Consider the following 26219-nt stretch of genomic DNA (forward strand, 5'->3'; position numbering starts at 1 on the left):
ATCTGCCCCTTCTCTTAATATTGTTTCGCAGTCTTTAATTTCTGTTGTTTAGCCTCAAATGCTTTTTGAACACTTTCTTGTTCAGAAACTTCAGCAACACCTACATGCCACCAGGTGTCATAGCCATCTGTCATTGTCTTTGGAAGCACTTTCATTTCTATCAAAGTGGATACACTCTGTTTCTTGGCATCTTCCAAGGCCGCTTTCAGTTCTTCTACCGTATTGGCACGATAAGATTTCGCTCCATATCCTTCAGCCACTTTCGCATAATCAATGTTCATGATTTTATTATCATGCGTTCTAAATTCACAAAAATAGCTGCCGCTGCCGTGTTCCATTTGTAAATTATTAATACAGCCAAATCCTGAATTATCAAATAGAAGGATATTAATCTTCTGATTGTATTGAATCGCGGTGATAAATTCTGAGTGCAACATTAGAAAACTACCGTCGCCTACTATGGAGTAAACCTCTTTGTCTGGATCGGCTAATTTTAACCCCAATGATCCTGACACTTCATATCCCATACATGAAAAGCCGTATTCAAGATGGTAGGTGTTGGGAACAGTGGAATGCCATAGACGCTGCAGGTCTCCAGGTAATGATCCTGCTGAACATATGATGATACTGTCCGGAGCGATTGTGTCATTAATCGTAGTTAATGCTGTCGTTTGCGCAAATTCGGTTTTCAAAGACTCGGCATATTCATTTAGTACTTCTTGGGAGAACTGGCCTTTAATTTCTGGATTGAAGTTCTCGCGGCTAAATGTGACTTTACTTAATCGGTCGCGTTCCGCTAGCCATTCTTCTTTCATTTCAGTGATTGTATCGCCAAATTCACTCTTGTATCCCTCTAACAAAGGGAATAATTGCTCTAAAGTTGTCCTTGCATCTGCTACGACCTGATAGGAATCCAATTTATATGCTTGCAAACGACTGACATTGATGTTTAAGAACTTTGTTGTATCAAAATTGAAGGCGGTTTTTGAAGCAGTGGCAAAATCTGTATACCGTGTGCCAATACCTATAATTAAATCTGCCTGGCGTGCCGATTTGTTCGCTGCCAATGTTCCGGTGATCCCCATGCCACCCAAATTATTTTTAAATGTAGACTCAACCGTTGATTTACCGGCTTGCGTCTCCACCAGCGGGATGTTGTGCTTTTTTGAAAGGGTTATTAAACTATCGCGGGCTTGGGAGTATTTTGCACCTCCACCAACAATGATAAGTGGTTTTTTACTTGCTTTGATCAAGTCTGCTGCACCCATTAATTCACGTTCGGTCGGCAATTTACGATCGAGATAATGGACCCGTTTATCAAAGAATTTCTCATCAAAATCAAATGCTTCCCCTTCAACATCCTGTGAAATACAGATGGTTGCCGGACCTGCTTTTCCTGGATTCGTCATCACTTCAAAGGCACGAATCAAACTGGACATCAACTGTTCAGGGCGGGTTATGCGGTCCCAATATCTCGAAACCGGTTTGAGTGCATCATTTGTCGTTACAGCGTTACTATATTCCTGTTCGACCTGTTGTAAAACCGGATCAGGCTGGCGGGTAGCAAAGGTATCCGCTGGAAGCAGAAGTACAGGAATATTGTTAGAAAGGGCTGTCCCTGCTGCAGCGACCAGGTTAGCTGACCCAGGCCCGACAGAAGTGGTTACAGCATAAATTTTTTGCCGGAGCATTTGTTTGCTAAAAGCAACCGCAGCGTGTGCCATCCCTTGTTCATTTTTCCCCTGGATCACTTTTAGATGCCCCGGCTCCTGTTCAAGGGCTTGGCCAATCCCTACAACATTTCCATGTCCGAATACATTGAAGATTCCTTCGACAAAAGGAAACTCCTTACCGTCAACATGAATATATTGCTGATTCAAAAATTTGATTAAAGCCTGCGCTGTTGTCAATCTGATTGTTCCCACAGTTTCTCACCTCTACCTGGATTATTTCATTTTTGATCTTTCGGCAATTAATTTCTCAATTTCTTCCACTGACGGCATCGCTTCTGAAGAGCTATGCTTGCTAACAACAATAGATGCTGATGCACTGCCGTACCTTAAAGCGCTTTCAATTTCTTTACCTGTTGCCAAAGCAAATAAGAAAGCTGAAGCGTATGAATCACCTGCACCGAAAGTTTTTAATACTTTTGTTGGGTAGGCTTGGCCTTTGAATGTTTCTCCAAGTTTAGTATAGGCATATGAACCTTCTACACCCTGTTTAATGACGATAAGTTCAGGCGAATGATTGAACAAATAACGGATGGTATTGTCGTTTTTTCCCTCATTTATGTTTTCCATCACATCAAATTCATCTCGGGTACCAATAACAACATCTGCCTGCTCTGCAACCAATGAATAATACACAGATGTTTCATCAGAAGAATTCCATGAATACGGGCGGTAATCCAATTCAAAAAGAATTTTAACATCATTTTTCTTAGCTAGGCTGACTGCTTTTAACACGGCTTCACGAGATGGGCTTTTTGACAGGGCTGTCCCTGAAACAAGCAGGATTTTTGATTTTTTTATATAATCTTCATTAACCTCAGAAGGTTCCAGATAAAGGTCTGCCACTTCTTGGCGGTACATTAAGATACTGCACTCTTCTGGACTCTTAATCTCTGTAAATGTTAATCCCGTTTTACGTCCTTCTTTATCTACTACCATATTTGATGTATCTACTCCAACCCCACGCATATACTGCTCGATAAAGCGTCCATGCTGGTCATCTGAAATTTTACCGATAAATCCAGTTTTCAAGCCCAATTTGGAGCTGCCAATTGCAATATTTGCGGGCGAACCTCCCACATATTTTGTAAATGTCATGGTTTCTTCCATTGGACGGTTGTACTCCGTGGCATTTAGATCAATGCATGCACGGCCAATTGCAATAATGTCAAATTCTCTTTCAGCACTTAATTCATAGTTCATCCCCGGTAACAGCTCCTTGCATTTATTATGAACGCGTTAATATCCATTCGTGGTCCGGATCATTGTAAAATTTCCAAACACGTTTCGGTCCTGCCATTACATTTAAATAATAGGACGTATAACCATCTGGCACACCGACTGGATGATATCCTTCCGGAACGATCACTACATCCCCGTTTTCAACCGTCATGGTTTCATCAAGGGAACGATCATCCGTATAGACTCGCTGGAATACAAAGCCTTTCTGTGGATCCATTTCATGATAGTAGGTTTCTTCTAAAAAAGACTCGCCTGGTAAGTTATCTCGATCATGCTTATGTGGAGGATAGCTGGACCAGTTTCCGCTTTCTGTGAACACTTCAACGACCAGAAGACGATCAGCAGATGGATCCGAATCCGGCAAAATATTGTGTACCATGCGCTTATTGTTGAGTATTCCTCTACTTTCGATACCAATTTCTTTAGCTTTAATTAGTTTTGTAGGTAATTTTTTTTCAGAAGGCGAATAGCATAATGCCAGGCGAGCCTGGCTGACTCCCTCTATTTCAAAACGGCGATCACTTGAGACATAGACACTGTCTGTTGGCATCTTCTCGAAAACACTTTCACGAGTACCAAGATTTTTGAAAGTTTCTTCATGATCAGTGACATTTATTTTTCCTGTGAGCGCTACGATACAGCACTCTTTCTTTCCTGATAATTCTGAATATTTTGCACCTGGAGTTAAATCAACGATTTTAAATCCAACATATTCTAATGGAGAATTTTGTGTCGTTATTTCCTGAATGATTGTGACTCCTTGGGAAATTTCGTTTATTTCTGGCTTTCGAAGCAATTTGCTCATATGTACCTCCTTATTGTCACCTGACAACCTTAGCCTCACTTGGAAATTGTGAGTGGAAGGTTGCTTTTACAAGGTTATAATAAAATGGCTCCATCATATTAGTGAACAAATATGATGGGCCGGTTGTTTCCAAATAACGAACTTCATAGATACATTTATTATCTAAACGAAAACCTTGAAGGCATGAGACAAAAATTCCTTACTCAAATGTAGGTGTCTTATATCGAGCTGTAACAACTTTTTTACGGGTATAGAAATCAACACTATCTTTTCCATTAGCGTGTAATGTTCCAAAGAATGACGATTTCCATCCAGAGAACGGGAAGAATGCCATTGGAGCCGGTACACCCAGATTAACCCCTATCATACCTGCATCGATATTTTCACGGAAGTAACGGATGGATTGAGCATTCGTTGTAAAGATACATGCCCCATTGGCAAATTCTGATTGATTGGTAACTTCAATCGCTTCTTTTAAATTCTTCACACGCATGATTGATAAGACTGGAGCGAACATTTCATCTTTCCAGATGGTCATATCCGTCGTGACATTATCGAAAATAGTAGGTCCAATGAAATATCCTTCATCCAATGAACGTTCGCGACCATCACATACAAGGGTTGCCCCTTCTTCAATTCCTTTTTCGATATAATCGATCGTTCGATTTTGATTATCTTCCCTGATGACTGGACCAAGCAATACACCTTCATCCAAGCCATTTCCCATCTTAATAGTTGCCGTTTTTGCTTTCAGATTGGCCAAAAATTCTTCGGCAATTCCCTCTTCCACTGCCACAACTGAGCATGCCATACAACGTTCCCCTGCTGAGCCAAATGCTGAAGAAATGATGTTTGTGGTTGTTTCTTCTAGATCTGCGTCATTTAAGACGACGGTATGGTTTTTAGCGCCTGTTAATGCTTGGACGCGTTTGAGGTTCTCACTCCCTCGTTTAAACACGTATTCACCCACAGGCTTGGAACCGACGAAAGAAATCGCTTTAACTTCAGGATGATCCAATATTCCGTTTACGACGTCATGTGCGCCGTGAACTAGGTTTAACACACCTTCTGGAAGTCCTGCTTCTGTAAATAACTCTACTAATTTTTCTGTTAAGAGCGGTGTTCTTTCGGATGGTTTCAAAATAAACGTATTCCCTAGTGCTATTGCCATTGGGAACATCCAGCACGGCACCATCATTGGGAAATTAAATGGAGTAATTCCACCGACAACTCCAATTGGGTATCGGTAATTCGTCGCCTCGATATCTGTAGCAATCGAAGACAGTGAATCGCCCATCATTAAAGTTGGTGCACCTGCTGCAAATTCAACATTTTCTATTCCACGCTGGACTTCACCTAATGCTTCAGAAAGGCTTTTTCCATTTTCCATTGTGATCAGACGGGCCAATTCTTCCTTATGATTGGTCAGCAATTGCTGATAGTTGAAAAAGATTCTCGCACGCCGTGGAACTGCTATGTTTTTCCATTTTTCAAATGCTTTTTCAGCAACTTCTACTGCGTAGTCAATATCTTCTTTTGTTGATAATGGCACTTTGGCAATGACTTCTTTTGTGGCTGGATTGTAGACATCCTCATAATTTGTTGTTTTACTTTCAACCCACTCACCATTTATGTAATTTTTAAGTTTTACTGTTTTTAACTTTACTGCTTCCGACATGTTTTCTTCCTCCCTAAAATATGTTTCTATCAATCGTTGTTGAAATTTAAGAAAAGCGCAAGCGCCCTGCTTAGCCACGAAGGTCACTGGAAGACCGACGAGGAGGCTGTTGCCGCCGCAGGAGGCCTGAAATGATCCAAGTGGTTGGGCGCTGAAGCTGGACATTACATCCATGCCGCAAACTTTTATACTTTCTTAACGTGTAAAGAAAAACTTGGCTAGCGCTGGCGATCTCCGTCATAAATCTCCCACTGAACAACTTTACTGCACATAAGCTATTTTTTTATTCTTCTCCCCTCCTTTTGATATTTTTGTTACGTTTTGAGTATGTTTTGGGTATGTTTGAATCTAATAATAATATTAAAAACGTTTTCAGTCAATAGAAATTTCAGAAAATTATTTTATCTATGTTGTACGCTAATGGCAAGATCATTGTTAATAAAGGAATAAAGTTTAATTTAGTAGTTTTAATTAAAATATCAAATAAATAACCATACAATAGAAATAAATGGTGAAGTTTTGGGTAATTTTTGCTAAAATATATTCAAAGCATTGATATTATTACAGAAGAACGCTTCTAACTATATAAATGAATACATTAATCGTTATAGCTAAAACTGTATTATATTTTTTGTCACCAGCAGCTAAATTAGAAGTCAAAAATAAAAATAACAAGAGGGATAAACATGTTTAAAACAAAACGGATTGAACAAATACAGGAATATGTTTTTGAGCATCAGACAGTATCTTTAGATGAGCTTGTCACAGTGTTTGACGTATCAAAAAACACCATTCGACGTGATGTTCAGCAGTTGGTTAAACGAGGGAAAATTAAAAAAGTCTATGGCGGAGTAGCTGTAAATGATGTAGCACTTGAATCATTCAACAAAAGGCACATACGTAATCAAAGACAAAAGGAGTCAATTGCTAAAACGGCAGCGAACTTTGTTCAGGATGGGGATATTATCTATGTTGATTCAGGAACGACAACAGTAGAAATGGTGGAGTACATACAGACAAAGCATGTGACGATCATTACTAATAATCTAGATTTTATTAGTAATTCCTTCCCTTATGATAATTTAAATGTACTTTCAACAGGTGGAATATTTGACCGTAAAACAAAATCGTTTATTAACTTTAAAAATATGGATTTATTAAAATCTTATAATATCAACAAGGCTTTCATGGCTTCGACTGGGATTTCTATATCAAATGGTGTGACTCATTCATCCCCTCTTGAAAGTGAAATAAAGCAAACGATCGTTAAAAGGAGTTCAGAAATATATTTACTGGTCGATCATTATAAATTTGATAAAAATACTTTGATGACCTATTGTGGACTGGATGAGATTGATTATATAATTACTGATACTACCCCAAGTGAAAATTATCAAGAATATGCAAAAAGCCACGACATTCATCTTGTAATCTCCGATAAACTGAATTGACATGCAGAAGGTCTTACATGTAAAGAAAAACCAGTCCCTAACTAGATAGAGGACCGGTCTTTTCTTTGTCAACGGATTATTTTTGTTTAAATGCTTTTCCTGCAAACTTCTCAACAAGTTTCGGAAACAGTTGATATGCCCTACTTCCAAGATCCATCCACTTTGGTAAATTAATTTCACGCACAGGTCGATCAATATTGTCGACCACCCTACGGGCAACGAACTCCGGGTGAAGCATGTATTTTTCAACACTTTTTTGATAATGACCTGTTTGATCTGCAATTAAGAAAAAGTTGGTTTGAATCGGCCCTGGATTTACTGCAGTCACATGAATGTTGTCATCTTCTAACTCCATCCGCAAACTGTTCGTAAACCCAAGAACAGCATGCTTCGTTGCGGCATAAACGCTGCTTTTCGCTGTGGCAATTTTACCTGCCTGAGAGGCGATGTTAATGATATGCCCCCCGCTGCTTTTTTTCATGATCGGTAATACAGCCTGTGTACAAGCCATCAGTCCAATCACATTGGTTTCAAACATCCCTTCTATATCGTCGATGTTTGCCTCTTCAAAAAAGTCAAATTTACCATAACCTGCGTTGTTAATCAGTACATCAATTTGTCCGATATCTTCATTTACGTTTTGAAATATTTGCTTGACAGCATTTTGATTACGGACGTCCAACTGATAAACCCTTGCCACTATCCCAGTATTGGTTTCAATCTTTTTTTGAAGAGTATCTAGTTTATCAAGTGAACGTGCCATAAGTATTGGGAGCCAACCTTTAGAAGCGATTTGAATAGCCATTTCTGCCCCAATACCACTTGATGCTCCTGTTATTACAACTACCTTCCTTGATGTCATTGAGAGGCTGCCCCTTTCTTACAATAAAAGAGAACACCATTTTTATTCTCTACATCAATTTTATTTTCACTTTCTAATAGATCCAGGTGTCCTAATGTTTCGGACATGGTAAGACCTAGCTCTTTTAGAAAGATCGAAGGAAATAATCGTTTGCAAATATCAAAGCCGGATAAAGCCTCTGCTTCAATCATTGATAAAATTCGTTCAGCGCGTTCCTCCTGTTTAATCAAACGCTCTTGTACGAGTTCTAAAGGATTGTAAACGACTTCACCATGCCCAGCATAGACTACCTTCACATTGTATTCGATAACCTTTTTCAATGATTCCCGGTATTGTAATAGCGTCTTAGGTCTTTCTTCTACCCCAATTGGTGGGGGTTCGATTAAGGCGTTGGAAGAGATGTGCTTGATTACATGATCGCCGCCGATCAGAATTCCTTCGCTTTTTTTAAATAGAGATAAATGCCCTTGGGCGTGACCCGGGGTTTCAAGTACGATCCATCCGGTTAATCCTGCTATCTCATCCCCCTCTTGTACAACAGTGTCTACTGTGATTGTGCATGAATAGTCCAAATATCGACGGATCTGAGACATCGCCTTTTTGTGGAATTGTTGGATGCCCATTTCCGTGTACACTTTTTCGTAAAACTGATCATGATGAGTCAAAAACTCTTGATCTTTCCTTAACCACGGGAGGTTGTAGGCTAAACTAACAAATGAAACATCTTCGTTTTTTATGTAATCCGCAAGGCCGACGTGATCAGGGTGATGATGTGTAAGAATGACCTGTTCAATATCCTCAACTCTGTAGCCAATATCTTCAATCTGTGAGCGAAACTGGACCCAAGCTTCTTCTGTTTTTGGTCCTATATCAACTAAAGTCAATTTCTCGGCTGCAATTAAATACACATTAACATCCCCTACTGTAAAGGGGGTAGGAAGTGTAAAACAATAAATCTTTTCGCTCAAAACAAAAACGCCTCCAAATTAGAAAACTTGTGTTCGTATCAAGCAACAGTGTATGAACATTTCACTCTCTTTATGTAAAACGTTCACAAATAATAGCTTGACACGTTAGCTTGTTTTCAATAATAATATACTTTAACAATAATCGTAAGCTATGAACGGAAATAGTAAACCGAAGCTCGGCGCCAGAGATTGGAATCCATCGACTGGAAGATTCCATCGCAATGAAACGGTTGAACCTATCCAGGAGCTGTTAGGCCAAAACCTGACCGTCTTTTTCCACGATACGGAAACACGAGAGGGCATCTATTGATGTCAACGAAGGTGGTACCGCGGAATCCCCATCCGTCCTTTTTTCCAAGGACAGTTGGGGATATTTTTTATTCAAGGAGGTATCATCGTGATTATTAATAACCACATTTCTATTATCGGTGCAGGTTCAATGGCTGAATCAATTATTAAGGGCTTGTTACGAAACCATGCTGTCACCAACGAACAAATTAGAATCACAAATCGATCAAATAATCACCGACTCACCTATCTAGAAGATCACTACGGAATTTATGCCTCCCGCAATATTAAGGAGGTCATCTCCGAAGCAGATGTTATTGTAGTCGCCATTAAACCGAAAGATGCTTTAGATGGGTTAGAAGCGATACGCCCTTTCATATCTCAGAACCAGTTACTCATCTCGGTGATGGCTGGAGTTTCAACTCGATTTATAGAAAATGTTCTAAAAAAAGCAATTCCGGTTATTCGATCAATGCCGAACACGTCATCGGAAATAGGCCGATCTGCAACAACACTATGTAAAGGGGCATATGTCACATCAATTCACACCCAAATTACTACCCAGCTTTTTGAATCGATTGGTACTGTTACCTTTGTTGATGAAATGCAAATGGATACAACAACTGCAATCGCTGGGAGTGGACCTGCTTATTTTTATTATATAGCAGAAGCCCTCCATAAGGCTGCCCTCATGCATGGTATTTGCGAGCAAGATTCCAGAAAGCTGATCGCTGAAACATTGATAGGTGCTGGGGAGATGCTCAAACATTCACACCTTGAAATTGAACAGCTTCGTCACAATATTACGAGTCCAGGAGGAACGACGGCCGCCGGTCTACAAGCACTGCATGAGCGAAATGTCGATCAAGCCTTCATCTCCTGTATTTTGGAAGCCGCACAACGTTCACGTGAAATGAAACAAGGCGGATAGTTGCTTGTGTATCGGATGTACCATGAATTTGATTGTCGCCCATATAATTCGGTTTTAGCCCATAATATCAAGATATCACCCATAAACATGCAGCAAGTTTTTATATTTTCTTAACTTATTTTAAAAGGAGTCAGCCAACAAGCTGACTCCCGACTATAACAGTTATTTCAACAATTTCTCAATCGCAACAGGGAGCATTTTATGGAATGGCCCGAATGAATAATCAACGTTCAATCGTTCCGTCCATTTGTGCGCATCCCTTCCTAATGGTCCGAGGTTCATCACAGGAATTTTCAACTGTTGTAACTCATCGAGTGGAAACTGATATCCATTTTGGAACAATGGCATATTTCGAAACAGTGGTTTCAGTCCTTCGACGGGTTGTGTGAGGCTTGTAAAGCTTAAATCTGACAACCCTCCAAAATAATGCTGTTCCTTAAGAGTAACACTGTGCTCTGTTCTTGCATACTCGACCATCTCGGTAACGACCGATTGGATGTGCTTATTTTTCCTTGATGAAACAGCTGGGTAAAATGGAGGACTATAAAACAACACGATCATTGGTCCCTCATCTTTACATAATGACGCAAGATCCGAAACGAGACGAGTGGAAAGGTCACGGTCTCCTAATTCCTTAAAGTTAGCTGAAATATAAGCTTGCCTTCGGATAATCTCAGCTTCTCCGTATTGCTTTATGGCTTTTTCGATTAATTCCTCGAATGTGAGTACTCGAATGTTATGGGAAAGCGGTTCAAATTGTTCCCATTGATTAAATGCTGCTGCCTGATCAAGGAGTTTCTGTTCAATTCTTTTCGCAACATTTCGAGCAATTTCAATTAGTTTTTGATTATAATCATATACAGGCCGCTCCATCGTCATTAGATTAAACATGGTTACCGCTACATGTGGAATCTGTACCGAATATTCTTCCTTCAAATCCTTTTGCATCAAATTAGTAGGTGGAGGTGTAACTTCATCATCTATCAGTTCACAAAAGTCCGTGTTTAACTCTAGTTCACGAGTTAACTCTGAAACCATGTAGTTCGCATTGACACCTGAGAAGGGTTCGCCAACATGAGTCTCCATTCCATAGCACAGGAATCCGGGTAACAGTTTACCTATAGAACCTGTATAGACATACTGATTGGGATCCCCAGGATAACGAGTAAAAACCGGTTCTGAGTTCAAACAAGCTTTATATTGAAGATTATGTGTTTCAGTTAACTCGAGTAACACTTCTACTGCTTCCAACATTCCTGCCGAGTTCGCTTCTTCATCAGGAACTGTCAGTAATAAAATATTCCCATCGAATTCACCGAGTCCAGCTTTCTCAATCATCGACATTTGCAGAGTAAGACCTGCCTTCATATCCATTGAACCTCGGCCAAAAATCCACTCTGCTTTATCAAGATCCTCTTGGATATCATCTGAAAGCTCATTCTTGATCGCAAGAAATTCCTGTGTCAATTCTCTCGGACGAAAGGCAAGGTTCTTCCATTCTCCGAAGTCTTCCACGTCAACAACATCAAAATGACTGATAAGAATTATAGTTTCATCTGATTTCCCATTTTGAACAAGAGCGGTTACAAACTTTCTCCCATCTCTTGTCGGATGTATCTGAAGATCTTCTGGTTTTCCCTTAAAATAATCCAAATCAGCAAGCTTCATATAAATGAATTCACTGATACCAATTTCAGCATCGGAACCAGTGATACTAGGGAATTCTACAAGCTGATAAAGCAATTCTTTTAGACTCTCTTTATCCTGCCATTTCTTCATGGTGAGACCACTCCTGTCTGATGATAAATGCAAATGTATGTCGTTTCATGTAAACATATAGTAAAGTTTCTGCACATAGTAGCGAAATCCTTTATTACTGAATAATATTTTTGTATCATTATAAGCATACCTAGATTGAACATCAATTAATGGTTCCTTTAAAGAAAACTTGGCTAGCGCCAAGCCTTTGCGCTGGCGATCGCCTTAGTTGCACTTATACTATAGAAAGTATTTTTATACTTTCTTAACGTGTTAAAAAGGAGAGATTACATTGACCTACATCTTTGCCCATAGAGGTGCGAGTAAGTATACACCCGAGAATACGATGGCTTCCTTTCAAAAAGCACTGGAACTAAAAGCAGATGGTATCGAACTGGACGTCCAATTATCCAAAGATAAAATTCCAGTGGTTATACACGACGAAACTTTAAAAAGAACGACAAACGGTAAGGGATTTGTTAGTGAACATTCGTATAACGAGCTACGCCGTTTAGATGCTGGCAGTTGGTATTCACATCAATATAAAGAAGAAAAAATCTCTTCACTTGAAGAAATCCTCATATGGTTAAAACCTACTCATTTACAATTAAATATTGAATTTAAAAATACTGTTTTACCTTATTATAATATGGAACGACTCGTGTACGATTTAGTGATGAAATATGACCTCAAGAAACGAGCGATCTATTCATCTTTCAACCACTATAGTTTACGTGAACTTCAAAGAATCGATCGAGGAAATGAAGTTGCACCGTTATACTCGTCAGGCCTCTATGAACCTTGGAATTATGTACGTAAGTTAAATACAAAAAGTGCTCATCCACATTGGCGTACAGTGAATACTAACATATTGAAAAACTTTGCTAAGCATGGGATAAAGATAAGATCGTATACAATCAATGATCCGAAAAAGATGCAATGGTTTTTTGATCAGCATGTGGAGGCAATTATTACCGATGTTCCAGACATTGCGAGATCAGTATTAGAAGGCGTACATCAACCGACACCTTCAAAGCTAATGACAGTGTTCCAAAAGTTAAATCCACTCAAATCGTATAAGTAGGCTCATGTTCTTTTGCTTTGGATGTTGTGAGCATCGTAACCTTCCTCCCTCACCTTCTTATGCTACACTTGTATGGAATCTCCAGAAGGTAACAATGAATAATAGAGGTGAAGGATATGTCTGCAAAGCTTTTTGAATCGATTACGTTCCGGAATGTGACATTGAAAAATAGAATTGTGATGTCACCAATGTGTATGTATTCCTGCCTAGATCAGGATGGTAAAGTAACCAATTGGCACAAAACTCATTATACAAGTCGGGCTGTTGGTCAGGTAGGCTTGATCAATGTGGAATCAACAGCTGTACATCCACAGGGCCGAATTTCGATGGAAGACTTAGGTATTTGGGAGGATGAGCATATTGAAGGACTGACGGAATTGGTTGATCTTGTCCATGAGCAAGATGCGAAGATTGCCGTTCAACTCGGACACGCTGGTCGTAAAGCGATTGTCGAGGGGCCAATTTATTCTGCTTCCCCACTTCCTTTCAAAGAAGATATGAAAAAGCCTGAAGAAATGTCTACTGAACAAATTCATGGGGCCGTAGAGGATTTTAAAAACGCTGCACGTCGCAGCCGCGAAGCTGGATTTGATATTATTGAGATTCATGGAGCCCATGGATATTTGATCAATCAATTTTTATCTCCACTCACGAATCACCGTACAGATGAGTATGGAGGATCGAAGGAAAAACGATTCCGCTTTTTACGTGAAGTGATTACAGCGATTAAATCTGAATTTGAAGGGCCGATATTTGTACGTATTTCAGCAAATGATTATCATCCACAAGGTTATACGGTTGAAGATTACGTTGACTATGCTAAATGGATGAAGGATCTTGGTGTTGATTTAATCGATTGTAGCTCAGGTGCAGTGGTTCCAGCGAAAATCAAACCATACCCGGGTTATCAAGTTCAGTATTCAGATCACCTGCGTGAACAGGCGCATATTGCAACTGGTGCTGTCGGACTAATTACATCACCAATGCATGCTGAAGAAATTCTGCAAAATAATCGTGCAGATTTAATCATTTTAGCCCGTGAACTATTACGTGATCCGTATTGGCCAAGACGAGCTGCAAACGAATTAAACGTAGAGTTGGCTCCACCAAAACAATATACAAGAGGCTGGTAAAAGAAAAGCGGAAGCGTCTTTTCTGGATGAATTAATCTCAGTTCAGATGAATTCCTGGTTTTCCGGATGAATTATACTCAGTTCGGACGAATTCCAGATTTTCTGGATGAATTATTCTCAGTTCGGACGAATTCCAGATTTTCCGAATGAATTATACTCAGTTCAGATGAATTCCAGAATCTTTCGGCTGAATTCAGGAAACTCCGGAAGAATTATTTTGAGAACAGCTGTTAAATCTGGATGTTTTTCATTAAATTTGATCTTTTTATACCCTTGTAGAAGGGTCATTCCCACTTTTAACGGTAAATGGCCCCAGACAGATCTAATATGTACAATCACCAACAGGTTAAGATTTAATAGTAAACATAAGCAAAACCGAGGTTGACAATCGAATGTCAGCCTCGGTTTTTTTGTTCCACGTTAAGAAAGTATAAAGCAAGGGCCTTTAGGTCATCCCTTTAGGGACTAAAGCTAACGCCAGCGCCAAGGCTTTGCGTTAGCCAAGTTTTCTTTATTTTTATAATTAAGTTTCCCCCATGACAACAATTTTTGGATAGCAGCTTCATATTTCGTTGTCTGTTCTTGAGTAACATCAAGCTCCCCATAGCGAACCTGTTGGTAGATGCTCGTAATTTGCTGATGTAGCTCTTCAGGTGGTTCAACACGGCTTAGCCACTCATGTACAGACTCATTGCTGTATCGTCCATAATTGTATTTTGCCATCTTACTCTCCAACTGGAAGAGCCGCTTCCGAATCCTATTTTCCGGTGCACGCCGTTTGTTTCGAAATGATAAGTTTGGCTCTTCATAGCTCAAGTCCTGTGATTCCACCACCGGGGTCAGTGTCATTGGTTTTTGAAGGGTCAATTGCTTATTATAGAACTTCCAAACGATCCAAATAACAAGTAAGAGCGCGACAATAATCAAAAAGGCGTTCAGAAAGTCTACTATTCCACTGTTAGTAAAGTCCTGATCAAGAAACTTTTTATCCGGTTTAGCTTTCCCTTCTTGTTCTCCCGACGATTCTAGTTCTGATGGATCAACTAAACTCATAAACCAATTTAAGATGTATTGGGCAGGATAATATAAAACAAGCCCCACAGCTGTTCCAAGCGCCCTCATTCCAAGCATAAAAATCTGTTTGATCAGAGGGAAGAATAAGGCAACAATTCCGGTTGTACCAACAAACCCTAAAAATATGTAGGCAACCCATTTTTTAATAGTAGGGTGTAGCTGCTGTTCACCTAATGTTCTATTAACTCGTATTGAGCTCATTAACAGTACTTGAATCATTGTAATAGACAGGACAACAAGCAAGTATTCGCTATTATTATACAAAAAGAAGAAAGTGCCGACACTCATAATTGTCAACATAAATAGAAACATCTCTTGCCCTAAATCAGGATCAAGATAATGACTAGTAAACCTCCATAAGCAAAGTACCCCAGCTAGCAAGAAAAGAAGAAGATCCAATCCTAGTAACCATCCCATACCCCACAAGAAGGGTAGGACGAGTACTACTTTCCCTACAGTTATTTTCATTCGAGTAAATAAGAACTCACATATAATCCCCCCAATCACCATAACAGCAAGTAGGGGTAACATTACGCTTTTATTAAAAGGTGCATAGATCCATACAGTCGTTAGGACGATAAAGAATACATCCATCATATATTGGAGCCATCTCATACGGATGCCTGCGATACGCTTCATGAGATGATCCTCCTTTTTTCTAAACGGTCTAACGATGCGGATGACTCGTCTAGAAAAACTTTATATAGATCCATTCCCTGTTTCTGAAAACGATAGTAAAAGTCCATATCCGTCTGGTTATCCCCAACTAAAAGGATGAGTGTTGAACTAAAGTGGCGTCGTTCAAACATGGACAATACACGATGCATCGGAACCTTGATACTATTACTGCTCAGCCTTGCCAATAGCTCCAATGCTTTCGCTAATTGACTTTTTCCTTCACCCTTTTCGAGATGCATATATGGTATTCTGCCTCGTGTCTTAATGTTGATATAAATTTCAAACGGTATATTATGTTGGAAAGCAAATTGGCACAGAAAAGCGGTATAACTAATTTGCCTTTCAAGCAGCCCATTCTCACCAAATTGAGATACTTCATCTGAGTTAAAAATCACGTTCATGAAAATAGTCCATGTTTGGGTCATCGTTTTCTCATAGATTTTCGTTTGTATTTCATCCATTCGGGCTGATGCCTTCCAATGAATACGTTGAAATGAATCACCAGGTTCATAGTCCCGCGTTCCAACGATTAAATTACGATCCTCATGAAGGGATGATGGCACTACACGATTGCCTTGTCGAGTCTGGATTAATTGCTGGACACCACCAACTGTTAATATAGTTGGGTAAACGATTAGTTCCGTTTGGATAAGGCGATCGTTTACAAGTTTGCCGGTTGTGATATTCAATAGATCATAAACCGTAAATCTTAGCGTGCCTATCTTAGCGACTCCTCTACTGGTCCCATTAATCGTAAAGACAAGTCTTTTTTGTTCTTTAGGAAGAAAGGTGAGAGGAACAACATATTCATTAACACTTTTTCTCTCTTCGGTAGGTTGGATGTTTTCAATGACACAATGATTATTTAATGTGAACGATAACTTACTATTGAAAACAGGCAGCTTACTACGATTGGCAACCTGAACAATCATGCGGTCGCTATCACCAGGAAACATCCGAATCGTTTGTCTTTCGTTATTATAAGCGAGCTTTCGGGTAATAGAAATAACATAACGACTCGATAACAATGTGCCGATTAAGGTGAGCGTCCCTATCCAAAATAAGAGATATGACTTTCCATAAAAGCTAAATAGAATCACAATGGCAGCCGTGATTGGTAGATATGTATTAATTGCTCCTGAATCTATTTCTCTTCTCCAAATCATTTTTGGACTGCTCCCGCTTCCACCGGTACGTCCACTTCATCCAATATATCTTGAATGACTTGGTCTTGGCTTTTTCGTAGTTCCCCTTCCATCGATAGTACGAGTCGGTGTGACAATACGTAAGGTGCGATTTTCTTCACATCTTCAGGGTTGACATAGTCTCGCCCTTGTAACCATGCATAGGCTTGAACAGCACGCATGAACGCAAGGGTCCCCCGTGGACTTACTCCAATTTCAATTTGCTTTGATTTACGAGTCTCTGCAACTATTGAAAGTAAATACATCTCTATTTCTTCAGTGAGATGAACAGATTTTATCTCATGTTGCATCTCTATTAGTTCCGCTGCTGTGTAGACCGTTGTGAGACGATCAATCGGTTCTTCCTTTCGATAGGCTTTCATCATTCTATGTTCCTCTTGCAAATTCGGATAGCCTACATTTATTTTCAACAAGAATCGGTCCATTTGTGCTTCTGGTAATGGGAATGTTCCATGAGATTCAATCGGATTTTGCGTCGCTAGTACGATGAAAGGACTTGGTAAGCTGATCGTTTCTCCATCGATAGTAACTTGTCGCTCCTCCATCACTTCAAGTAAACTGGACTGTGTTCGAGGTGTTGCACGGTTAATTTCATCAGCTAGTAAGACATTCGTCATTACAGGACCATGCCGGGTTTCAAACTCTTTTGTCTTTGGGTTTAAATACTGGATTCCTGTAACATCTGACGGTAATACGTCTGGAGTAAATTGGATTCTACGAAACGTTCCCGCAATTGATTTGGCGATACTTTTCGCAAGCATTGTCTTACCTGTCCCTGGAACATCCTCCATTAACACATGCCCTCGGGACAGCAATGCGACCATAAGTAAATCAACAGACTCTTCCTTACCAATTAATACGTTACCAATAGACGTTCTTAATTCTTCAATTTTGATCCTTCTTTCCATTTCTATTATCCCCCTTATTCTCTAACCCTTTTTGAACAGAATTCTTTCCATATTTACGTTGAATTTTGTCTAACGTTTCAACTAGTTGTTCATCTTTGGAATATTGTTGATACGAAAATAAGTCAAGCTGACGCACCGCGTTTTTCTTGTCGATAACCTGAATGGCACTAATTCCTAGTAGACGAACGGGTTCACCATTCCAATGACCTTTGAAAATTCTATTCGCTATTGCAGCAAGATCCGTCTTTTTTTGTACAGGATTTGTTAACGATTCGCTCCTTGTAATTGTTTTACGATCTGCATAACGGATCGTAAGTTGAATGGATATTGCCACTACGTTTTTCCGGTTGAGCCTTGCCTCTAAAGAGTTTGCCAGTTCGTCAAACACGATCTTTGCTTCATTAGAATGTATAAGGTCTTCAGGTAATGTGGTCGATACCCCTACTGTTCTGAAGGAATTTGATGCTTCTGGGTCAACCTTTCGATCATCAATACCTCTCGCTCGATTCCATAGTTTTTCACCGTTTTTCCCAAGTGAGAGTTTGACTTCCAGTTCACTTTTCTTTGCAAGGTCTCCAATTGTAAACACATTGATTTCATGGAATCTACCCATTGTCTTACTACCTACCCCATGCATCTCTTCAATTTTCATAGGCCACAATTTCTCTGGAAGTTCTCTTTTCCTTAGCACAGTGATCCCAAGTGGCTTTTTCATATCGGACGCCATTTTTGCTAAAAACTTATTCGGTGCAATCCCAATACTGCTAGGCAGCTTTAACTCATTCAATAATCTAAACTGGATTTCCTTGGCTATTTCTAAGGGAGAATTCGATGGAGTCTCTGAAATATCAATATACCCTTCATCGATCGACACCGGCTCAACTAGATCACTATATTCAAACAAAAGATCAAAAAGCTGTTTAGACGCTGCTCGGTACCTGTCAAACGATGGGGGTAGGACAATTAATTCTGGACATTTCCTTTTTGCTTCCCATAATGGCATTGTCGTCCGAACGCCTTTCGCTCGTGCTTCGTAACTACTTGTAACAATGATTCCTTTTCGCTCCTCCACGTTTCCAGCTATCGCAAGAGGTTTTCCCTTAAGAGAAGGATTATGTACGCATTCAACCGATGCATAAAAGCTATTCATATCAACGTGAAAAATAATTCTAGATCTGTTCTGATTCTTAACCATAAAGGTCTTCACCAACCGAATGAATAATACAAATTATTATTATTATAGAAAAGAGGATGACCCAAAGTAAACAACCAGCAATCTCGAAAAGCGGAGAATGCCAGCAACTTAAGAGTCACCCTCTTATTAACCTAATTAGTTTTTTGAACCTACTTGCTCAATAATACTAACAACTAATTCAGACGTTTTTATGAGCTCCTCAATCGGCATACGTTCATTCTTCGTATGGATTTCTTCATACCCGACTGCGAGGTTAACTGTTGGAATTCCGAATCCTGCAATAATATTAGCATCACTTCCACCACCACTGTGAAGTAATTCCGGTTTACGGCCGATTTTTTCAACCGATTGTTTGGCGATTTCAACCACTTCATCACCGTGATCAAATTTGAAACCAGGATACATGACGATCACTTCAACGTTTGCCTTAGCACCCATTTCTTCTGCGGTTTTCTCATACGCATCCTTCATCTTCTCCACTTGGGCTTCCATTTTTTCTGGAATTAAGGACCTTGCCTCCGCAAGGATTTCAACATGGTCGATAACGATGTTCGTATTTGTTCCGGCACCACCAGAGAAACGACCAATGTTCGCTGTTGTTTCTTCATCAATTCGTCCTAGCGGCATTTTCGAAATTGCCTTTGCAGCAACTGTAATAGCGGATACACCTTTTTCAGGTGCTACACCAGCGTGGGCAGTCTTCCCTTCGATCGTCGTAATGATCTTTGCTTGAGTTGGTGCGGCTACTATAATCTTTCCCACTTTCCCATCTGAATCAAGCGCAAAACCATACTTTGCATTGATCAAGGATGGATCCAGTTCCTTTGCTCCAACTAAACCAGACTCTTCGCCCACTGTAATAACAAATTGAATTCGACCGTGTGAAATCTCTTTTTCTTTTAAAACACGTATTGCTTCAAACATTGCCGCGAGGCCGGTTTTGTCATCTGCCCCCAAGATGGTTGTCCCATCGGTTTTAATGTATCCATCCTCAATTGATGGATTTACACCGTTCCCTGGTACTACTGTATCCATATGGGAAGTAAAGTAGATCGGGTCCGCATTTTCATTCTTTGCAGGTAATGTACAGATTAAGTTCCCTGCACCGTGACCAGTCTTCTCTTTCGAATCATCTTCAATAACCTCTAGCCCTAAATCGGTAAACTTTTTCTTAAGAACCTTTGAGATTTCTTCTTCATATTTTGTTTCTGAATCAATTTGTACGAGTTCTAGAAATTCTTCAACGATACGATCTTTATTAATCATCATTTTCGCTCCTTCTATAATTACAATGGTATATTACCGTGCTTTTTCGATGGACGATTCACTTTCTTATTCCGTAGCATATGTAATGATTGTGCAAGCTTAATTCGCGTTTCTCGTGGATCGATTACATCGTCCACCATTCCCCTTGAAGCGGCTACGTATGGATTTGCGAATTTCTCCCTATATTCATCAATCTTCGCTTGCCGTGTTTCTTCGGGATTTTCGCTGTTCTGGATTTCACGCGCAAAAATAATATTGGCCGCACCCTCAGGACCCATTACTGCGATTTCCGCATTCGGCCAAGCAAATACAAGATCCGCACCGATTGATTTACTATTTAAGGCAACATAGGCGCCACCGTATGCCTTCCTTGTAATAACGGTGATTTTCGGTACAGTCGCTTCAGAATAAGCATAAAGGATTTTCGCTCCATGCCTTATGATACCGCCATGTTCTTGTTTAATTCCAGGAAAGAAGCCTGTCACGTCTTCGAATGTGATCAGTGGAATGTTAAAGCTGTCACAAAAACGAATGAAGCGTGCTACCTTATCAGATGAGTCGATGTCCAACCCACCGGCCATCACCTTAGGCTGGTTGCAAATAAGCCCGATTGTTTCTCCTTTAATTCTACCAAAGCCGACGACGATGTTGCGAGCAAAATCCTTATGAACTTCCATAAATGAATCTTCATCGACTATTTCCAGGATAACATTTCTTACATCGTAAGGGCGAATGGTATCAAAAGGCACTACATCTGCAAGATTCTCTCTATAATCTGATTGATCCTCTACAGACTTTCGCTCTGGACTCTCTTCATTGTTTTGTGGAAGGTATTCTAATAACTTTCGCACTTGTAACAACGTCTCCTCTTCGGTAGGAGCTGTGAAATGAGCATTTCCACTTTTCGTACTATGAACCTTCGCACCACCCAAGTCCTCTGAGCTGATTTTCTCACGTGTAACCGTTTCAATTACTTTAGGGCCCGTAATGAACATCTGACTGGATTGCTCCACCATAAATACGAAATCGGTTATTGCAGGGGAATATACTGCTCCACCTGCACAAGGTCCTAGAATTACTGAAATTTGTGGGATCACGCCTGAGTAGATGGAGTTACGATAGAAAATTTGTCCGTAACCATCTAAGGATACAACACCTTCTTGAATTCGGGCACCACCGGAGTCATTCAAGCCTATGAAAGGTGCTCCATTTTGTGCAGCAAGATCCATTACCTTCGCGATCTTCTGTGCGTGCATCTCCCCTAATGCACCGCCGAACACGGTGAAGTCCTGGGCAAATAAGTATACCGAACGGCCATGAATGGTACCATAACCGGTTACGACTCCTTCTCCTGGTGCACTACTTTTATCGAGTCCAAAGTCCTGACACCGGTGTTCAATGAACGGATTGATTTCAACAAAACTAGTATCATCCAATAACAGATCAATTCGCTCACGCGCAGTTAGTTTTCCTTTTTCATGTTGCTTCGTTACCTTATCATCTCCACCACCCATTTGTATTTCTCTACGACGGTCATAAAGTTCATTGATTTTATCATAGATGTCCATAGCTATTGACTCTCCTTCGATGATTTGTCGCATAATTCATACAATACACCTTGCGTCGATTTCGGGTGCATGAACGCTATTTCTGCACCCCCCGCCCCTGATTTTGGTGTATTATGAATCATCGTGATTCCTTTTTTCTTCAGTTCTTTAATTCGTTGTTCAATATTAGCAACGCCAAGCGCAACATGGTGAATGCCTGCACCATGCTTTTCAATAAATGTATGAATCGAGCTTTTTTCATTTGTAGGCTCAAGCAGTTCAAGTCGTATATTTCCGGCATTAATGAAAGCGACCTTAACTGATTCTGACGGAACTTCTTCAATTCCCTCAAGCTTTAACTGTAATACCTCAAGATAAAATGGAATAGATTCATCTAATGAATTTACGGCGATACCAATATGATCAATCTTTTTGACTAATTCTAGGTCTTCATCAAGTCCAATACCATCACGTTTATATACAGCCTTTTCAATATATTTTGCTGTTTCAATGGATGGAGTCCCTGGTGTAAAGATTTTTTGGACACCTTGCTCTTCAAGAAAAGGTATATCCTCCCAAGGAATCACCCCGCCGCCGACAACAATAATTTCTTCAGCACCATGCTTTTTCAGGCCTTTTACAACCTCTGGGAACAGATCGTTGTGTGCTCCAGAAAGGCAAGACATTCCAATTGCATCCACATCCTCTTGGATAGCAGATGAAACAATTTGTTCAGGTGTTTGGCGAAGACCTGTATAGATGACTTCCATTCCATAGTCCCGCAACGCCTGAGAAATGATTAATGCACCACGATCATGGCCATCTAAACCTGGTTTTGCTATTAATACACGAATCTTTTTTTTCATTTTCATGTCCCCCAAGTCTCCTATATACCTGTAAATTCACCAAACTCTTCACGTAAAACACCACAAATCTCACCGATTGTACAATACGACCTTACACAGCTAATAATCAAAGGCATTAAGTTGTCTTTCCCTTTAGCACCAACACGCAACGCTTCTAACTGAGCGCTCGCTCGATGTTCATCTCTATGTTCACGTATTTTTCCAAGTTTCTCTATTTGACGTTTCTGTAAACTTGGATCAACACGGTGCAGCTCTGGCTGAGGTTCATCTTCAAGTTGATAGGCGTTCATCCCAACAACAATTTGTTCGCCTTTTTCGATGGCCTTTTGGGTTTCATAAGACGTATGGTGAATTTCACGCTGCATGTATCCTTGTTCTACAGCTGAAACAGCTCCACCGAGTTCATCAATTTTTTCCAGATACTCATTTGCGTATTGTTCGATCTCATTTGTTAGATTCTCAACAAAATAAGAGCCTGCAAGCGGATCCACTGTATCTGCCACACCGCTTTCATTTGCAAGAATTTGTTGCGTCCGAAGGGCAATACGTGCAGAATCCTCTGTTGGTAATGCTAATGCCTCATCACGAGAGTTTGTATGCAAGCTTTGTGTGCCACCAATGATTGCGGAGAGTGCCTGAACAGTTACCCGGACGATATTATTATCGGGCTGTTGAGCAGTCAGGGTTGATCCCCCTGTTTGGGTATGAAACCGTAGTTGCCAACTTTTTCGATTCTGAGCCTTATAGGTTTCTTTCATAATTTTAGCCCACATCCGTCTAGCTGCTCTAAATTTGGCAACCTCTTCAAAAAATTCATTATGGGCATTAAAGAAGAAGGCTAGGCGTGGGGCAAATTCATCAATATCCAATCCTGCTTCGAGTGCAGCCTCGACATAAGCCTTACCATTGGCAATCGTAAATGCTAGCTCTTGTGCCGCTGTTGCACCAGCTTCACGAATGTGATAACCCGATATACTAATCGTATTCCATTTCGGTACCTCTTTCGTACAGTACGCAAATATATCGGTAATTAAACGCATAGACGGTTTCGGTGGAAAAATATAGGTTCCACGCGCAATGTACTCTTTAAGAATATCATTTTGGATTGTGCCAGAGATACAATCTGATGAAACGCCTTGCTTTTCTGCGACAACAATATACATGGCTAAAAGTACTGCTGCCGGAGCATTGATGGTCATGGATGTACTTACTTTGTCCAATGGAATATCCTTAAGCAATGCTTCCATGTCTTCAAGGGAATCGATAGCAACTCCAACCTTGCCTACCTCTCCTCTAGACATAGAGTGATCAGAGTCATATCCGATTTGTGTTGGTAGATCGAAGGCAACTGATAGACCAGTTTGCCCCTGTTTAAGTAGGTATTGGAACCGATTGTTTGTTTCTTCTGCTGAACCAAAACCCGCATATTGTCTCATTGTCCAATAACGCGCTCGGTACATCGTCGGCTGTATTCCCCTTGTAAAAGGGTACTGTCCTGGTAGGCCTAATTGTTCCATATAAGAAGAATCCAATTGATCTGGTAGATATAATCGATCAATATCAATATTTGAAGAAGTCTGAAACGATTCTTTACGCTCAGGAAATCTTTCCATTAATTTATCGGTTGTTTCTTTCCACTCCTGATACAATGTTTCAAAGTCCTTATTTTGTTCCATTCTAGAAGCCTCCTTAAACTCATATGTTTACCACCTAAAAGACTTCTCGATGTAAGCGGTTAACTCCTGCAAATACTTGAAAAAACTCGACAATCTTTGCACTTGTCCCATTTTATTTTTCTTTGTACAATAATAAATGATGAGTAGGAGGTTTTTCAATTGCGTAGAAAATGGATGAAGATTGTCATATACATCATGATTATTACAATGCTCCTTTCTTTATTAACAAGCGTAGCTTTCATGTTTTAATCAATCATGATAGAACAGAAAAATTTACGAGACACACAATTATTAGTATTATAGGTAATAAAGGAAATCCATCAACTCTAATGCGTTTAGATGGTGAAATTATGGGTATTATGTTTAGATATGGAGTATGAAACGTAGGAGTGTGATAAAAATGTCAGACCACTTCCCGGTATTAAAAAACATTTTTGCCAGGACAGAGGAAGCTTTAAATGTTTTCATGGGGGTTCTTGAACCGACTATTGAAAATGCAAAGGATGAGCATGAACGATTGTACTTCCACCATATATACGAAGAAGAGGAACATCGGCAGGATCGTCTAAGTGTTTTGAATCCTAAGTTGGACTATTTTATTGAACATAATTCAGCGGTGGACCGATCTAACCATGAATTCATACGGCTATTGCAGGATATTAGCCTTGAAAAGTTCGGCCTACATAATTTCCTTGAACATCTGGATCTCGCACTCTTTCAATTTAAAGATACCGAACACGAGACTAGCCTACAGAGCCTTCGTGACATGACACATGAGGATTATCAAACCATTAAATCTATACTTAACGAGTTGAACGATCAATTCGAAGGAGCGGCTAACTCAGCAGCTTCGATCCCGACAGATGAAAAAGAAAATGTGGCAAGTCATCTTAAAGTTGATAAATATACAGATACTCCTGCCGCACAATCAAGTTCACATTCAACAACGACTGTTTCTGCTTCACGTCAGAAAAAAGGACTTACTGTCGGAAGTTTAAAAGGAGGAAAATAAGGATGAATAAAACGATTAAATTTGCTGATTCTCCATTGGTCGATCGCGACTGGGAAAGACTCGATGAAACAATCGTGGATAGTATTCGCAGACAACTAATTGGACGTCGGTTTATTGATATTTACGGACCGCTCGGACAGGGTGTTCAAACGGTAACAAATGATGTATATGAAGACAAAGAACTTGGCACGATGGGCTACCATGGTGAAAGCCTCCAGCTTACAGAGCCCACAAAAAGGGTCAACTTGACCATTCCACTGTTGTACAAAGATTTTATTTTGTACTGGCGGGATATTGAACAAGCGAAAACACTAGATATTCCAATTGATTTCTCAGTAGCAGCAAACGCTGCCGCACAGTCTGCTTTACTTGAAGATGATATGATCTTCAATGGAACAAAAGCATTCGATCTCGAAGGGTTAATGAACGTGAAAGGACGCCTAACCCACATACGTGAAGATTGGATGAAGTCAGGGAATGCTTTTATGGATGTTGTTGAGGCACGAAACAAATTGCTGAAAATGGGACACAGTGGACCTTATGCACTCGTCCTTTCACCATCTTTATATGCCTTGATTCACCGTGTTCATGAAGGCACCCATGTCCTTGAAATCGAACATATCCGCGAGCTTGTTACAGATGGAATTTATCAGTCACCTGTCATAAAAGAGGATTCAGGTGTCCTTGTAGCAACCGGACGGGAAAATCTTGATCTAGCTATCGCAGAGGACTTCGATTCTGCGTTCATGGATACGGAAAACATGAACTATTTATTCAGAGTTTATGAAAGCTCTGTATTAAGAATCAAAAGACCTTCTGCTGTATGTACACTTGAATCCCCGAAAAAAAAGTAGAGTCCCTT

22 protein-coding genes are annotated in these 26219 nt (G+C 40.1%); 7 read left to right on the top strand and 15 right to left on the bottom strand.

The features are described 5' to 3' along the window. Window positions 1–14: 14 nt before the first annotated feature. The 4 genes from iolD to iolA form a co-directional block, all read right to left on the bottom strand. The gene (gene iolD / locus NON16_RS06550) at window positions 15–1925 is read right to left on the bottom strand and encodes a 3D-(3,5/4)-trihydroxycyclohexane-1,2-dione acylhydrolase (decyclizing) (protein WP_257347941.1); all 1911 of its coding nucleotides are present in this window, start codon (window positions 1923–1925) and stop codon (window positions 15–17) included. A gap of 21 nt (window positions 1926–1946) precedes the next feature. Further along, a complete protein-coding gene (gene iolC, locus NON16_RS06555) occupies window positions 1947–2933 on the bottom strand; it encodes a 5-dehydro-2-deoxygluconokinase (RefSeq protein WP_257347943.1) in 987 nt (328 codons plus the stop codon). A 25-nt stretch (window positions 2934–2958) separates the two neighbouring features. Further along, the gene (gene iolB / locus NON16_RS06560; protein ID WP_257347945.1) at window positions 2959–3777 is read right to left on the bottom strand and encodes a 5-deoxy-glucuronate isomerase; all 819 of its coding nucleotides are present in this window, start codon (window positions 3775–3777) and stop codon (window positions 2959–2961) included. A 199-nt stretch (window positions 3778–3976) separates the two neighbouring features. Beyond that, window positions 3977–5455 (bottom strand): methylmalonate-semialdehyde dehydrogenase, encoded by a 1479-nt coding sequence (gene iolA, locus NON16_RS06565; RefSeq protein WP_257347946.1) that lies wholly within the window; start codon window positions 5453–5455, stop codon window positions 3977–3979. A gap of 686 nt (window positions 5456–6141) precedes the next feature. On the opposite strand from iolA, the gene NON16_RS06570 reads away from it, so the two are divergent. Beyond that, on the top strand, window positions 6142–6906 hold the full coding sequence (locus tag NON16_RS06570) for a DeoR/GlpR family DNA-binding transcription regulator (protein ID WP_257347947.1): 765 nt from the start codon (window positions 6142–6144) through the stop codon (window positions 6904–6906). Between the two features lie 76 nt (window positions 6907–6982). On the opposite strand, the gene NON16_RS06575 is transcribed toward NON16_RS06570, so the two are convergent. Continuing rightward, window positions 6983–7768, bottom strand: coding sequence for an SDR family NAD(P)-dependent oxidoreductase (locus NON16_RS06575; RefSeq protein ID WP_257347948.1), 786 nt, complete (start codon window positions 7766–7768; stop codon window positions 6983–6985). Then, complete coding sequence (locus NON16_RS06580) at window positions 7765–8736, bottom strand: MBL fold metallo-hydrolase (RefSeq protein ID WP_257347956.1); 972 nt, start codon at window positions 8734–8736, stop codon at window positions 7765–7767. Before NON16_RS06580 ends, NON16_RS06575 begins: the two co-directional genes overlap by 4 nt. Before the next feature lie 397 nt (window positions 8737–9133). Between NON16_RS06580 and proC the strand changes: the two genes are divergently transcribed. Then, window positions 9134–9955, top strand: coding sequence for a pyrroline-5-carboxylate reductase (proC, locus tag NON16_RS06585; protein ID WP_257347957.1), 822 nt, complete (start codon window positions 9134–9136; stop codon window positions 9953–9955). Window positions 9956–10117: 162 nt separating this feature from the next. Here proC and NON16_RS06590 read toward each other — a convergent pair whose 3' ends face one another. Next, window positions 10118–11734: a M20/M25/M40 family metallo-hydrolase gene (locus tag NON16_RS06590; RefSeq protein WP_257347963.1), complete on the bottom strand. Its 1617-nt coding sequence runs from the start codon at window positions 11732–11734 to the stop codon at window positions 10118–10120. Window positions 11735–12005: 271 nt separating this feature from the next. On the opposite strand from NON16_RS06590, the gene NON16_RS06595 reads away from it, so the two are divergent. Together NON16_RS06595 and namA are read left to right on the top strand one after the other, a co-directional pair. After that, window positions 12006–12797 carry a glycerophosphodiester phosphodiesterase gene (locus tag NON16_RS06595; RefSeq protein WP_257347964.1) on the top strand — a complete coding sequence of 264 codons (792 nt, stop codon included), beginning with the start codon at window positions 12006–12008 and terminating at the stop codon, window positions 12795–12797. Window positions 12798–12913: 116 nt separating this feature from the next. Further along, window positions 12914–13930, top strand: a complete 1017-nt coding sequence (gene namA, locus NON16_RS06600) for an NADPH dehydrogenase NamA (RefSeq protein ID WP_257347967.1) — start codon at window positions 12914–12916, stop codon at window positions 13928–13930. Between the two features lie 471 nt (window positions 13931–14401). Here namA and NON16_RS06605 read toward each other — a convergent pair whose 3' ends face one another. The 8 genes from NON16_RS06605 to NON16_RS06640 all read right to left on the bottom strand — a co-directional run bounded on the left by NON16_RS06605 (window position 14402) and on the right by NON16_RS06640 (window position 24345). Next, the gene (locus tag NON16_RS06605; RefSeq protein WP_257347968.1) at window positions 14402–15643 is read right to left on the bottom strand and encodes a DUF4129 domain-containing protein; all 1242 of its coding nucleotides are present in this window, start codon (window positions 15641–15643) and stop codon (window positions 14402–14404) included. Then, entirely contained in the window at window positions 15640–16848 is a 1209-nt protein-coding gene (locus tag NON16_RS06610) for a DUF58 domain-containing protein (protein WP_257347970.1), read from the bottom strand. The genes NON16_RS06605 and NON16_RS06610 overlap by 4 nt, the downstream gene beginning before the upstream one ends. After that, window positions 16845–17795, bottom strand: a complete 951-nt coding sequence (locus tag NON16_RS06615) for an AAA family ATPase (protein ID WP_257347971.1) — start codon at window positions 17793–17795, stop codon at window positions 16845–16847. Before NON16_RS06615 ends, NON16_RS06610 begins: the two co-directional genes overlap by 4 nt. Continuing rightward, window positions 17773–18990: a DNA polymerase IV gene (locus tag NON16_RS06620; protein WP_257347972.1), complete on the bottom strand. Its 1218-nt coding sequence runs from the start codon at window positions 18988–18990 to the stop codon at window positions 17773–17775. Before NON16_RS06620 ends, NON16_RS06615 begins: the two co-directional genes overlap by 23 nt. A gap of 135 nt (window positions 18991–19125) precedes the next feature. Further along, window positions 19126–20256, bottom strand: coding sequence for a M20/M25/M40 family metallo-hydrolase (locus tag NON16_RS06625; protein ID WP_257348069.1), 1131 nt, complete (start codon window positions 20254–20256; stop codon window positions 19126–19128). Between the two features lie 20 nt (window positions 20257–20276). Further along, window positions 20277–21824, bottom strand: coding sequence for an acyl-CoA carboxylase subunit beta (locus NON16_RS06630; protein ID WP_257347974.1), 1548 nt, complete (start codon window positions 21822–21824; stop codon window positions 20277–20279). 2 nt (window positions 21825–21826) lie between these two features. Then, window positions 21827–22669 carry a methylmalonyl-CoA epimerase gene (mce, locus tag NON16_RS06635; protein WP_257347975.1) on the bottom strand — a complete coding sequence of 281 codons (843 nt, stop codon included), beginning with the start codon at window positions 22667–22669 and terminating at the stop codon, window positions 21827–21829. Window positions 22670–22689: 20 nt separating this feature from the next. Further along, window positions 22690–24345 (bottom strand): acyl-CoA mutase large subunit family protein, encoded by a 1656-nt coding sequence (locus NON16_RS06640; RefSeq protein ID WP_257347976.1) that lies wholly within the window; start codon window positions 24343–24345, stop codon window positions 22690–22692. 159 nt (window positions 24346–24504) lie between these two features. On the opposite strand from NON16_RS06640, the gene prli42 reads away from it, so the two are divergent. The 3 genes from prli42 (at window position 24505) to NON16_RS06655 (ending at window position 26211) form a co-directional block, all read left to right on the top strand. Beyond that, a complete protein-coding gene (gene prli42, locus NON16_RS06645) occupies window positions 24505–24594 on the top strand; it encodes a stressosome-associated protein Prli42 (RefSeq protein ID WP_257347977.1) in 90 nt (29 codons plus the stop codon). 151 nt (window positions 24595–24745) lie between these two features. Then, the gene (locus NON16_RS06650) at window positions 24746–25357 is read left to right on the top strand and encodes an IMEF encapsulin system ferritin-like cargo protein (protein WP_257347979.1); all 612 of its coding nucleotides are present in this window, start codon (window positions 24746–24748) and stop codon (window positions 25355–25357) included. A 2-nt stretch (window positions 25358–25359) separates the two neighbouring features. Further along, complete coding sequence (locus NON16_RS06655; RefSeq protein ID WP_257347980.1) at window positions 25360–26211, top strand: family 1 encapsulin nanocompartment shell protein; 852 nt, start codon at window positions 25360–25362, stop codon at window positions 26209–26211. Window positions 26212–26219 lie beyond the last annotated feature (8 nt).

It is taken from the genome of Pseudalkalibacillus decolorationis (assembly GCF_024609785.1).
GTDB classification, from domain to species: Bacteria; Bacillota; Bacilli; order Bacillales; family Fictibacillaceae; genus Pseudalkalibacillus; species Pseudalkalibacillus decolorationis.